At 57.3% G+C, this 12,396-nt stretch carries 13 protein-coding genes; 5 read left to right on the forward strand and 8 right to left on the reverse strand.

What is annotated here, in order from left to right; genetic code table 11:
- The first annotated feature begins 59 nt into the window (after window positions 1-59).
- The 3 genes from ribE to thiL all read left to right on the forward strand — a co-directional run bounded on the left by ribE (window position 60) and on the right by thiL (window position 2,019).
- Window positions 60-530 carry a 6,7-dimethyl-8-ribityllumazine synthase gene (gene ribE / locus FHC52_RS04460; protein ID WP_003859098.1) on the forward strand — a complete coding sequence of 157 codons (471 nt, stop codon included), beginning with the start codon at window positions 60-62 and terminating at the stop codon, window positions 528-530.
- Window positions 531-550: 20 nt separating this feature from the next.
- Window positions 551-970 carry a transcription antitermination factor NusB gene (nusB, locus tag FHC52_RS04465; RefSeq protein ID WP_006809908.1) on the forward strand — a complete coding sequence of 140 codons (420 nt, stop codon included), beginning with the start codon at window positions 551-553 and terminating at the stop codon, window positions 968-970.
- A gap of 77 nt (window positions 971-1,047) precedes the next feature.
- Entirely contained in the window at window positions 1,048-2,019 is a 972-nt protein-coding gene (gene thiL / locus FHC52_RS04470; protein WP_021241664.1) for a thiamine-phosphate kinase, read from the forward strand.
- A 61-nt stretch (window positions 2,020-2,080) separates the two neighbouring features.
- Here thiL and FHC52_RS04475 read toward each other — a convergent pair whose 3' ends face one another.
- The 4 genes from FHC52_RS04475 to xseB all read right to left on the reverse strand — a co-directional run bounded on the left by FHC52_RS04475 (window position 2,081) and on the right by xseB (window position 6,148).
- Window positions 2,081-3,055, reverse strand: a complete 975-nt coding sequence (locus FHC52_RS04475; RefSeq protein WP_023293167.1) for an aldo/keto reductase — start codon at window positions 3,053-3,055, stop codon at window positions 2,081-2,083.
- Window positions 3,056-3,118: 63 nt separating this feature from the next.
- Window positions 3,119-4,981, reverse strand: coding sequence for a 1-deoxy-D-xylulose-5-phosphate synthase (gene dxs, locus FHC52_RS04480; protein WP_008503333.1), 1,863 nt, complete (start codon window positions 4,979-4,981; stop codon window positions 3,119-3,121).
- A gap of 24 nt (window positions 4,982-5,005) precedes the next feature.
- Window positions 5,006-5,905: a (2E,6E)-farnesyl diphosphate synthase gene (ispA, locus tag FHC52_RS04485; protein WP_029741669.1), complete on the reverse strand. Its 900-nt coding sequence runs from the start codon at window positions 5,903-5,905 to the stop codon at window positions 5,006-5,008.
- Window positions 5,906-6,148, reverse strand: a complete 243-nt coding sequence (gene xseB / locus FHC52_RS04490) for an exodeoxyribonuclease VII small subunit (RefSeq protein WP_008503331.1) — start codon at window positions 6,146-6,148, stop codon at window positions 5,906-5,908.
- A 191-nt stretch (window positions 6,149-6,339) separates the two neighbouring features.
- Here xseB and thiI point away from each other — a divergent pair, with 191 nt between their 5' ends.
- The gene (gene thiI, locus FHC52_RS04495) at window positions 6,340-7,788 is read left to right on the forward strand and encodes a tRNA uracil 4-sulfurtransferase ThiI (RefSeq protein WP_104949264.1); all 1,449 of its coding nucleotides are present in this window, start codon (window positions 6,340-6,342) and stop codon (window positions 7,786-7,788) included.
- Window positions 7,789-7,882: 94 nt separating this feature from the next.
- Here thiI and yajL read toward each other — a convergent pair whose 3' ends face one another.
- Entirely contained in the window at window positions 7,883-8,476 is a 594-nt protein-coding gene (yajL, locus tag FHC52_RS04500) for a protein deglycase YajL (protein WP_008503329.1), read from the reverse strand.
- Window positions 8,439-9,350 carry a 2-dehydropantoate 2-reductase gene (gene panE, locus FHC52_RS04505; RefSeq protein ID WP_008503328.1) on the reverse strand — a complete coding sequence of 304 codons (912 nt, stop codon included), beginning with the start codon at window positions 9,348-9,350 and terminating at the stop codon, window positions 8,439-8,441. The genes yajL and panE overlap by 38 nt, the downstream gene beginning before the upstream one ends.
- Before the next feature lie 121 nt (window positions 9,351-9,471).
- On the opposite strand from panE, the gene FHC52_RS04510 reads away from it, so the two are divergent.
- A complete protein-coding gene (locus FHC52_RS04510) occupies window positions 9,472-9,963 on the forward strand; it encodes a YajQ family cyclic di-GMP-binding protein (RefSeq protein WP_008503327.1) in 492 nt (163 codons plus the stop codon).
- Between the two features lie 31 nt (window positions 9,964-9,994).
- Here the strand turns inward: FHC52_RS04510 and FHC52_RS04515 are convergent, their stop codons facing one another.
- Window positions 9,995-11,356, reverse strand: coding sequence for an MFS transporter (locus FHC52_RS04515; RefSeq protein WP_126288728.1), 1,362 nt, complete (start codon window positions 11,354-11,356; stop codon window positions 9,995-9,997).
- Window positions 11,357-11,505: 149 nt separating this feature from the next.
- Window positions 11,506-12,393, reverse strand: coding sequence for a heme o synthase (gene cyoE / locus FHC52_RS04520; protein ID WP_008503325.1), 888 nt, complete (start codon window positions 12,391-12,393; stop codon window positions 11,506-11,508).
- Between the last annotated feature and the right edge of the window lie 3 nt (window positions 12,394-12,396).

The raw sequence follows: 12,396 nt of genomic DNA on the forward strand, positions 1-12,396 counted from the left end.
AAAGTATTATGATAAAATCCGCCCCCCTGCGGGGCCAAATGAACCCGTAAAGGAAGAGTATGAACATTATTGAAGCTGCTGTAGCTACCCCGGACGCTCGCGTCGCCATCACCATTGCGCGTTTCAACAACTTCATCAACGATAGCCTGCTGGAAGGTGCGGTTGACGCCCTGAAACGTATCGGCCAGGTTAAAGATGACAACATTACCGTTGTTTGGGTTCCAGGCGCTTACGAACTGCCACTGGCGGCGGGCGCGCTGGCGAAAACCGGTAAATATGACGCGGTGATTGCGCTGGGTACCGTTATTCGTGGCGGCACTGCGCACTTCGAATACGTTGCGGGCGGTGCAAGCAACGGTCTGGCACACGTTGCGCAGGATGCTGAAATTCCTGTCGCGTTCGGCGTGCTGACCACCGAAAGTATTGAACAAGCCATCGAACGTGCTGGCACCAAAGCCGGTAACAAAGGCGCAGAAGCTGCACTGACCGCGCTTGAAATGATCAATGTATTGAAAGCCATCAAGGCCTGATTTTTTGTAAGGGGAATTCCGTGAAACCTGCTGCTCGTCGCCGCGCCCGTGAATGTGCCGTCCAGGCACTTTACTCCTGGCAGTTGTCCCAGAACGACATCGCTGATGTTGAATACCAGTTCCTGTCAGAACAGGACGTGAAAGACGTTGACGTTCTGTACTTCCGTGAACTGCTGTCGGGAGTGGCGACTAATAGCGCGTATCTCGATGGTCTGATGAAACCTTACCTGTCCCGTCTGCTCGAAGAGCTGGGTCAGGTAGAAAAAGCAGTGTTGCGCATTGCGCTGTTTGAGCTGTCTAAACGTGATGATGTGCCGTACAAAGTGGCCATCAACGAAGCGATCGAACTGGCGAAAACCTTCGGCGCTGAAGACAGCCACAAGTTTGTAAACGGCGTACTTGATAAAGCAGCACCTGCGATCCGTCCCCACAAAAAGTGATCCGCAAACCGGAGTTCTGCATTGCCTGACGGGCAGTGCGGCTCCGGTTTTTTCTTTTATTTGCTGAGGCATAACGTATGGCATGCGGCGAATTTTCCCTGATTGCCCGTTATTTCGACCGTGTCAGAACCTCTCGTCTTGATGTTGAAACCGGCATCGGCGATGACTGTGCACTTCTCAATATTCCCGAAAAACAGACGCTGGCAATCAGCACCGACACCTTAGTGTGCGGACGTCATTTTTTACCGGATATCGATCCTGCCGATCTGGCGTATAAGGCGCTGGCGGTTAACGTCAGCGATCTGGCGGCGATGGGGGCCGATCCCGCGTGGTTAACCCTGGCGCTGACGCTGCCTGAGGTAGACGAAGCCTGGCTTGAAGCATTCAGCGATGCGCTGTTTGAGCAGCTTAACTACTACGATATGCAGCTGATTGGCGGTGATACCACTGCCGGGCCGCTGTCGATGACGCTGGCGATCCATGGCTATGTACCGCTTGGTCGCGCGCTGAAGCGTTCGGGTGCAAAACCCGGCGACTGGATCTACGTGACCGGTACACCGGGCGACAGCGCTGCGGGCCTGGCGATTCTTCAGGATCGCTTAACCGTGAAGAACGCTGACGATGCGGCGTATCTGGTGAAACGCCATCTGCGCCCGACGCCGCGTATTCTGCACGGTCAGGCGCTGCGCGAGCGGGCAAGCTCGGCTATCGATCTCTCTGACGGGCTGATCTCAGATCTTGGCCATATTCTGAAGGCCAGCGGTGTCGGCGCGCGCGTTGACCTGGATCTGTTCCCGCTGTCAGAGGAACTGCTTCGTCATGTTGAACCTGAACAGGCACTGCGCTGGGCGCTGTCCGGTGGCGAAGATTATGAGCTGTGCTTTACCGTTCCGGAGCTGAACCGCGGAACGCTCGACGTGGCGTTAGCGCATCTTGGCGCGAAATTCACCTGTATCGGGCAGATCATGCCGGAGAGTGAAGGGCTGAAGTTTGTGAAAGACGGTGCGCCGGTTACGCTGGACTGGAAAGGGTACGATCACTTCGCGTGATGTTGTACGCTCTGTATTGCCGGGTGGCGGCTCCGCCTTACCCGGCCTACAAAAGAGGGGCTTATTTAAACCCCACCACCGGATGCTGCTGATACGGCGTCTCCAGCTCGGCAACCTGTTCGGGCGTCAGCGTGATATCCACCGCGTTTAACAGTTCGTCCAACTGCTCTTCCCGGGACGTGCCGATAATGGGAGCCGCGACGCCGCGTTTACCCAGCAGCCATGCCAGCGCTACCTGGGCGCGGGTTGCGCCGGTATCGTCGGCAATGCCGGCCAGGCGTTCGGCAATCAGTGCATCGCTGGCCTCTGTTCCGCCGTACAGATTTTTCCCCACCTCATCGGATACCAGCCGGGCCGTCGTTTCCCCCCACGGACGGGTCAGACGTCCGCGCGCCAGCGGGCTCCAGGGGATGACCGCCACGCCCTCCTGATGGCACAGCGGCAACATCTCACGCTCTTCTTCACGATAGATCAGATTGTAGTGATCCTGCATGGTGACAAAGCGCGCCCAGCCGTGCTGCGCCTGCAGATCCAGCGCCTGAGCGAACTGCGACGCGTGCATCGACGATGCGCCGATGTAGCGTGCTTTACCGGCTTTGACGACGTCATTGAGCGCCTCAAGCGTCTCCTCGATCGGCGTGTTGTAATCCCAGCGGTGAATTTGCAGCAGGTCGACGTAATCCATGTTCAGGCGCCTGAGGCTGTCGTCAATGGAACGCAGGATCTGCGCGCGAGAAAGGCCCTGCGGCAGGTCGCCCACCGGGTAGTACACCTTGGTGGCAACGACGATGTCATCCCGACGGGCAAAATCGCGCAGGGCGCGGCCGACAATCTCCTCGCTGCTGCCGTCGGAGTAGCTGTTGGCGGTGTCAAAGAAGTTAATGCCGCCCTCGATGGCGCGTTTGATGATCGGACGGCTGCTCTCTTCCGGCAGCGTCCAGGCGTGGTTCCCCCGATCGGGCTCGCCAAAGGTCATGCATCCCAGACAAAGTCGGGAAACCTTAAGGTCCGTTTTTCCTAATGTTGTGTATTGCATGGTTCCGCTCCTGCTGTTTAAACAATACGTTTAAGCATAGCAGGAGCGGAAAGGGGGGAGGGATCAGTCCAGCCAGGCGCGGATTTTAGCTTCGATACCGGCAGCGTCCAGGCCAATCGCCGCGCGGGCTTCGTCCTGGGTACCTTGCGGGATGAAATAGTCCGGCAGGCCGAGGTTCAGCACCGGAACGGCTTTACGGTTTGCCATCAGCACCTCGTTCACGCCGCTGCCCGCACCGCCCATAATCGCGTTCTCTTCCAGCGTGACCAGCACGTCGTGCGCCTCCGCCATACTCAGGATCAGGGATTCGTCGAGCGGCTTCACAAAGCGCATATCCACGAGGGTGGCATTCAGCGTTTCAGCTACTTTCGCCGCCTCTGGCATCAGCGTGCCGAAGTTCAGGATCGCCACTTTCTCACCGCGACGTTTAACCAGACCTTTACCGATCGCCAGCTTCTCCAGCGGCTGCAGCTCAACGCCCACCGCATTGCCGCGCGGATAGCGAACAGCGCTTGGGCCATCCTGATAGTGGTAGCCGGTAAACAGCATCTGACGACATTCGTTCTCGTCGCTTGGCGTCATGATCACCATATCCGGAATGCAGCGCAGGAACGACAGGTCAAACGCGCCCTGGTGCGTCTGGCCGTCGGCACCGACGATGCCCGCACGGTCAATGGCAAACAGCACCGGCAGCTTCTGGATCGCCACGTCGTGGATCACCTGATCGTAGGCGCGCTGCAGGAAGGTGGAATAGATAGCGACAACCGGTTTGTAGCCGCCGATCGCCAGGCCTGCTGCAAATGTCACCGCGTGCTGCTCGGCAATGGCCACGTCGAAATACTGGTCAGGGTATTTTTTAGAGAACTCTACCATGCCGGAGCCTTCGCGCATGGCCGGGGTGATCGCCATCAGCTTGTTGTCTTTTGCGGCGGTTTCGCACAGCCAGTCGCCGAAGATTTTTGAATAGCTCGGCATGCCGCCGCTGCTTTTCGGCAGACAGCCGCTGGACGGGTCAAATTTCGGTACCGCGTGGAAGGTAATCGGATCTTTTTCCGCCGGCTCGTAGCCACGCCCTTTTTTGGTCATGATGTGCAGGAACTGCGGGCCTTTCAGGTCGCGCATGTTCTTGAGCGTGGTGACCAGCCCCAGTACGTCGTGACCGTCAACCGGGCCAATATAGTTAAAGCCCAGCTCCTCAAACAGGGTGCCCGGCACGACCATGCCTTTGATGTGCTCTTCGGTACGCTTAAGCAGCTCTTTGATCGGCGGTACGCCGGAGAAGACTTTTTTACCGCCTTCACGCAGCGAGGAGTAAAGCTTGCCGGAGAGCAGCTGTGCCAGATGGTTGTTCAGCGCGCCAACATTCTCGGAGATCGACATTTCGTTATCGTTGAGGATAACCAGCATGTCCGGCTTGATGTCGCCCGCATGGTTCATGGCTTCGAAGGCCATACCCGCGGTGATGGCACCGTCGCCAATCACGCAGACGGTGCGGCGCTGCTTGTTCTCTTTCTCGGCGGCGACGGCAATACCGATGCCCGCAGAAATGGAGGTGGAGGAATGGCCGACGCTCAGCACGTCATACTCGCTCTCACCGCGCCACGGGAACGGATGCAGGCCACCTTTCTGACGAATAGTGCCAATTTTATCGCGACGTCCGGTCAGAATTTTGTGCGGATAGGCCTGGTGGCCCACGTCCCAGATGAGCTGATCGAACGGCGTGTTATAGACGTAGTGCAGCGCCACGGTCAGCTCTACCGTGCCAAGCCCGGAGGCGAAATGGCCGCTGGAGCGGCTTACGCTGTCGAGCAGGTAGCGACGCAGCTCGTCGCACAGCTTCGGCAGGCTCTCTTTCGGCAACAGACGTAACTCCTGGGTGGAGTCAACTAACGCCAGTGTCGGGTATTTGGCAATATCAAAACTCATCAAAGGCTCATCGAGATATATAGTTTATTTATTACGCTGGATTATATAGTCCGCTAGCGCTTCCAGTGCCGAGGTATCCAGCGATTGCGCAGCCAGTTCATTCAGTGACTGGCGGGCATCGTCAATCAGATCCCGGGCTTTACGTTGGGCTTGCTCAAGACCCAGCAGGGCGGGGTAGGTACTTTTGCCAAGCTGCTGGTCCGCACCCTGACGTTTACCCAATGTTGCAGTATCGCCCACCACATCCAGAATGTCATCCTGAACCTGGAATGCCAGACCGATACTTTCTGCGTATCTGTCCAGAATCGGCAGGGCTTTGCGCCCTTGCTCACCCGCGCTCAGCGCGCCCAGGCGAACGGCGGAACGAATCAATGCCCCGGTTTTATGGCGATGAATACGCTCCAGCTGTTCCAGATTAACCTGACGTCCTTCCGCTTCAAGATCCAGCGCCTGACCGCCGCACATGCCGGCCACGCCGCTGGCCATGGCCAGTTCGGAAATCATAGCCAGACGGTCACGGTCAGCCACTTCGGCCATTGGCGCGTCGCTCAGAATCGAGAACGCCAGCGTCTGCAGGGCATCACCCGCCAGAATGGCATTCGCCTCGCCAAACTTGATGTGGCAGGTGGGTTGACCCCGACGCAAATCGTCGTCGTCCATCGCCGGGAGATCGTCGTGGATCAGCGAGTAGGCATGGATGCACTCAACGGCGGCTGCCGGGGCGTCCAGCGTGTTATCGCTGATACCAAACATGTTGCCGGTGGCGTACACCAGGAACGGGCGCAGGCGCTTTCCACCCAAGAGTGCGCCATAGTGCATGGCTTCAACCAGAGGAGTGTTCTGAAAAGGCTGTGGCGCAATAAATCGGCGCAGGGCGTCGTTGGCGCGCACAACGCGCGCCTGAAGCTCGTTGGCAAAATCCATTTACTCGGCGTCCGGTGTGAAAGGCGTGGTTTTCGCGTCTTCGCTGTCGGAAAGCAGGATCTGCACGCGCTGCTCGGCCTGCTGCAGTTTGACCTGCCCCTGGCGCGCCAGCTGCACGCCGCGCTCGAATTCGTTGAGCGCCTCTTCCAGCGGGAGATCGCCGCTCTCAAGACGGGTAACGATTTGCTCCAGTTCACTCAGCGCAGTTTCGAAACTGGCCGGTGCGTCGTTCTTCTTCGGCATAGTGAATTGACTCTTATATTCTCAGCCCCGACATGGTAACGGACTCAGGGCAATTATCAAATAACGCGCAATGTGCACAGGAGCGGCGCGATGGTGGTATACTTGCGCGCCTGGATGCAGCCACGGGTGTGGGCTGCTGTACTCTTTTCCATTACAAGCCTTAATACGCTTGCCTAAGAAACATTGCCGCCATGAAGTTTATCATTAAATTGTTCCCTGAAATCACCATCAAAAGCCAATCTGTGCGTTTGCGCTTTATTAAAATTCTCACCGGGAACATTCGTAACGTTTTAAAGCACTACGACGAAACCCTCGCCGTGGTGCGCCACTGGGACCACGTTGAGGTCCGTGCGAAAGACGAAAACAAACGTCAGGATATTCGCGACGCGCTGACCCGTATTCCAGGGATCCACCATATTCTGGAAGTGGAAGATGTCCCGTTCAGCGATATGCACGACATCTTCGAGAAAGCGCTGGTTCAGTACCGCGACCAGATCGAAGGCAAAACCTTTTGCGTGCGCGTGAAGCGTCGCGGTAAGCACGAATTCAGCTCCATTGAAGTGGAACGTTACGTTGGCGGCGGTTTAAACCAACACGTTGAGTCGGCGCGCGTGCGTCTGACCAACCCGGACGTGACCGTTAATCTTGAGATCGAAAACGATCGCCTGCTGTTGGTGAAAGGCCGCTATGAAGGTATCGGCGGCTTCCCGATCGGGACTCAGGAGGATGTTCTGTCCCTGATCTCCGGCGGCTTCGACTCCGGCGTCTCCAGCTATATGCTGATGCGCCGCGGCTGCCGCGTACACTACTGCTTCTTCAACCTGGGCGGCGCGGCGCACGAAATCGGCGTTCGTCAGGTGGCGCATTACCTGTGGAACCGCTTCGGCAGCTCTCACCGCGTGCGTTTCGTGGCAATCAATTTCGAACCGGTGGTCGGCGAGATTCTGGAGAAAGTGGACGACGGTCAGATGGGCGTTGTCCTCAAGCGTATGATGGTGCGTGCGGCATCCAAAGTGGCTGAACGCTACGGCGTGCAGGCGCTGGTCACCGGTGAAGCGCTGGGGCAGGTCTCCAGCCAGACGCTGACCAACCTGCGCCTGATCGACAACGTGTCTGATACCCTGATCCTGCGTCCGCTGATCTCCCATGATAAAGAGCACATCATCGATCTGGCGCGCGAAATCGGTACCGAAGATTTTGCCCGCACCATGCCGGAATACTGCGGCGTGATCTCAAAAAGCCCGACCGTCAAAGCGGTGAAGGCGAAGATCGAAGCGGAAGAAGAGAACTTCGATTTCAGCATTCTGGATAAAGTGGTGGAAGAAGCGTCCAACATTGATATCCGCGAGATCGCCCAGCAGACCGAGCAGGAAGTGGTAGAAGTGGAGACCGTGAGCGGTTTCGGCGCCAACGACGCGATTCTGGATATCCGCTCCATTGACGAGCAGGATGACAAGCCGCTGCAGGTTGACGGCGTCGAAGTGGTTTCTCTGCCGTTCTACAAGCTGAGCACGAAGTTTGGCGACCTCGACCAGAGCAAAACGTACCTGCTGTGGTGTGAGCGCGGGGTGATGAGTCGCCTGCAGGCGCTGTATCTGCGCGAGCAGGGCTTTGCCAATGTGAAGGTGTATCGTCCGTAGTTTCTCGCCCGGTGGCGCTTCGCTTACCGGGCCTACGGTACCGTGCATTTGTAGGCCGGGTAAGGCGTAGCCGCCACCCGGCTTTTTTTATGCACTACTCTTCATAGTAATTATAAATCCCTGCTGGCATCACCAGCGATGACGCCACTTCGTACGCCTTCTCGCGCCCGACCAGCAGGTCGATAATCTTTAAGCCAAAATCAATCGCGGTGCCCGGGCCCTGGCTGGTCAGCAGGTTGACGCGGGGATCCCAGACGACGCGCTTGTCCACCCATTGATCTTCCGGAATGGTGTCTTTCAGCCCCGGGAAGCCGGTCATGTTGCCAATGGGGAAGATATCGTGTGGAACCAAAACCGTTCCGGCGGCGGCACAAATGGCGGCGACGATGCGGCCGGATAAATGGAACTGACGCACGGTCTCAACCAGCAGCGGGCTGTCACGAAAACATTCCGCGCCCTTCAGCCCACCGGGCAGCACGATGATGTCGTAATCTCCGTCAGCCACCTGTACCAACGGTGCATCTGCAAGGATTTTCACCCCGCGTGAACAGGTGATTGCCAGATTACCGTCGCTGGCGACGCTGGCGGTGGTGACCTTAATGCCGCCGCGCACCATCAGATCAATGGTGGTGACCGCTTCCATCTCTTCGCTACCAGGGGCGAGGCAGATCAGTGCCGACGCGCTCATATTCACTCTCCTTACGTTTAACCAGGTCATACAGACGGGCGTTTTCCGGCACCGCGATGCCGTGCGCGCGGGCGCGTTTTAGCAGATAGCCGGTGATGTAGTCGATCTCCGTGTGGCGTAATGCCCGAACATCCTGCAGCATCGAGGAGATGTTCTCAGCTGTACTCTCAATAACCTGCTCGACATAACAGCGTAAATCGTCTGCCGAGGTATGCAGCCCTTCCCGCTCAACGACCGCCGCGACTTCTGCACAGAGGGACGCCACCTCCTGCGGATGGTTTTTCAGTTCACCGTTCGGGCAGTTCCACAGCGCCGTCAGCGGGTTGATCACACAGTTGACGGCCAGCTTGCGCCAGAGTTGAGGGCGAATGTGGTTATGCCAGGCCACGTCCGGGAGCACCTTCTGCAGCACATCGGCAAGATAGCTGTAGTCCCCATCCTGCGTTCTGGCAGGCCCGATGTGCGTCACGCCGCTGGCGACATGCACGATGATGTTGCCGTCGCGGCGCGCAGCGTGGGTGGTCGTGGCCATCAGCAGGGGCTGCGGAACGCTTTTCAGCTCATCCAGGGTCCCCATGCCGTTATGCAGCAGCAGTATGGGCGAAGTGGGGGGGAGCTGCGCGGCCAGCGTTTTTACCGCGTCTGAGACCTGCCAGGCTTTAAGCGTCACCAGTAAAAGGTCGCTTTGCGCCAGGAAATCAGGATCGTTCGCGGTGAGGGATTCGTTAAAGATGCTTCCGTCTTCACCAATCAGGTTTACACTGCAATAAGGCTGGGGCACGCGCAGCCAGCCCTGAACCTCATGTCCGTGCTTGCACAGTGCGGTCAGCCACAGCTGACCAAGCGCTCCGCATCCGAGCACCGTAATTTTCATTGTTCCTCCTCACCTGCAACTGCGCCAGGTGTTACAGCTTAATTATACAGCTAAGCTTCTGTTGAGTTATGCCTCGTAGCGGGTATTATGCAACGCAACAAAAGTGAAGGGAGAAGAAAAGATGCCATCTTTCGATATTGTTTCCGAAGTTGATATCCAGGAAGTTCGCAACGGCGTTGAGAACGCAACCCGCGAAGTTGAGTCACGTTTCGATTTTCGTGGCGTTGAGGCGTCGTTTGAGCTGAACGACGCAAATAAGACCATTAAGGTGCTGAGCGAGTCTGATTTCCAGGTAAATCAGCTGCTCGACATTCTGCGCGCCAAGCTGTTAAAGCGCGGCATCGAAGGGACGTCTCTGGACGTGCCGGAAGAGTTCGTCCACAGCGGCAAAACGTGGTTCGTTGAAGCGAAGCTGAAGCAGGGCATCGAGAGCGCGGTGCAGAAGAAGATCGTGAAGCTCATCAAAGACAGCAAGCTGAAGGTGCAGGCGCAGATCCAGGGTGAAGAAATTCGCGTCACCGGTAAATCCCGCGACGACCTGCAGTCCGTGATGGCGCTGGTGCGCGGCGGCGACCTGGGGCAACCGTTCCAGTTTAAAAACTTCCGCGACTAATATAAAAAGCCCGGTTTACCCGGGCTTTTTTTCACGCTTTAAGCGCCTGCTCGACCTCAAAGCGGTTGGTCACCTTGCTGTCAATTTTGACATAAGCGCTGCGCTCTTCGGGAACAATCAGCACCTCCGTGACCCCTTCTTTTGCTTCCAGACGCTGTTTCAGCGCGTCGCTAATCTCCACATCATCCGGGATTTCTACGCGCAGGCTGCTCACGTAGCGCGCCTCTTTCATGGTGCCGGCAACCAGCAGCCAGACTGTTGCCAGCAGCGCGCCCGCGAGAAACACGGTTTGTGAATCAAAGAGTCCGTCCACCCAGCCGCCAAGCGAGCCGCCGATCGCCACGCCGAGGAACTGGCTGGTGGAGTAAATGCCCATCGCCGTGCCTTTGTAACCGGCGGGGGACTCTTTGCTGATCAGCGACGGCAGCAGGGCTTCCATCAGGTTAAATGCCAGGAAGAACAGCTGCACGCCGGCAATCAGCTCCCAGAAGTGCGGGCCGGCACCCCAGAGCACGATCTCGGCAATCAGCAGGACTGACACGCAGCCCACGAAGACGCGCTTCATTTTGCGCTTCACTTCGGCGTAGATGATGAACGGCACGACGGAGACAAACGAAATCAACATCGTGACCAGATAGATTTTCCAGTGCTCAGCCGCCGGGAAACCCGCTGCGGCAAGCTGGCCGGGAAGGGCGACAAAGGTCGACATCAGCAGGATGTGCAGGCACATAATGCCAAAATTCAGCTTAAGCAGGCGCGGCTCGACAATCACCTTGCTGAAGCAGCCTTTAACCATCCCCGACTCACGGTTGAGGACGTGGTTTTTGCTGTCCGGCACCACCCACAGGGTTAAGGCAATGCCGAGGGTCGCCAGCACGGCAATCATCCAGAACAGGGCGTGCAGGCCGAGCGCATGGGTGATTATCGGGCCCAGCACCATCGCAATCGCAAACGTCACGCCAAAGCTGACGCCGATAAAGGCCATGGCTTTGGTGCGGTTCTGCTCGCGGGTTAAGTCTGACAGCAGCGCCATCACCGCGGCGGCAATCGCGCCGGAGCCCTGCAGGGCGCGGCCAAGAATAATCCCCCAGATGGAGTGGGAGAGGGCGGCAATGACGCTTCCGAGCACAAAGACCAGCAGCCCGCCGACAATCAGCGGTTTGCGGCCCACCCGGTCAGAGAGCAGGCCAAACGGGATCTGGAACACCGCCTGCGCCAGACCATAAATGCCAATGGCGAGGCCAATCAGCGCCTCGCTGGCCCCCTGCAGCGCCATACCGTATGTGGTCAGAACAGGCAGGACCATAAACATGCCAAGCATCCGTAGCGAGAAGACAGTCCCTAAGCCCCAGGTCGCGCGTAGCTCGCCTGGCGTCATTTTATAATCGTTCATTACCACCTCAGTTCAAAAGCAGGCCATAGTGTAGTGCGGGGAAGGGGCGGGGTAAATAAAGGGTTATTTAACAAATATTACATGCGTTATTAATGGATTTTATGAATAAAAAAGGGTGCCGAAGCACCCCTTTATTCACCTGTTGTGGCTTACCAGACGTAAGTCAGCAGGTTATGTGAATCTGGCACCATGAAATCCACGGACATCATCACGGACAGCGAGGTGATGGCCACAATCGAGAACACAAACAGCTTGCGCGCCCAGACTTTGTCATCTTCCACTTTGTAACCGCGCAGCGCCATGCCGAGCCACCAGACGCTCACCGCAGCCGCTACCGCCAGATATTTGTATCCGGCGTAACCACCCAGAGAGAGCATCAGCGTTGCCACGGCAAAGGCGATGATGTACAGCGTGATGTGGTTCTTGGCAACGGAGATGCCCTTCACGACCGGCAGAACCGGGATGTTCGCTGCCTGATAATCCTTAAAGCGGAAAATCGCGATGGCATAGGAGTGCGGCATCTGCCACAGGCTAAAGATAGCCAGCAGGATCAGCGCACCGCTGTCGAACTCGTTCGTGACCGCGCAGTAGCCAATCACCGGCGGCGCAGCGCCGGAGAGAGAACCAATCAGCGTGCCGTAGACGGAGTGACGTTTCATATACAGGCTATAGATGCCCACATACACCACGAACCCCATCACCCCCAGCCAGCAGGCCAGCGGGTTAGCACCAAACCACAGCAGCATAAAGCCAGCAATACCCAGCAAGGTGGCGTACACCAGCGAGACGGAAGGGGCGATCAGGCCTTTCACCAGCACCCGATTTTTGGTCCTTTCCATCTTCTTGTCGATATCCATGTCGATGTAGTTGTTAAATACACAACCGGACGCAACAACCAGTGACACACCGACCAGCGTGTAGATAAAGAGGGCGTAATCAATGCTGCCCTTAGAGGCCAGCAGGAACCCTCCGATCACGGAGATCAGGTTGCCAAAGATGATGCCTGGTTTCGTTACTTGCAGGTATTGCTTAAACATACT

It is taken from the genome of Enterobacter sp. EC_64, from assembly GCF_019584165.1.
In the GTDB taxonomy this organism is placed as follows: Bacteria; Pseudomonadota; Gammaproteobacteria; order Enterobacterales; family Enterobacteriaceae; genus Enterobacter; species Enterobacter roggenkampii.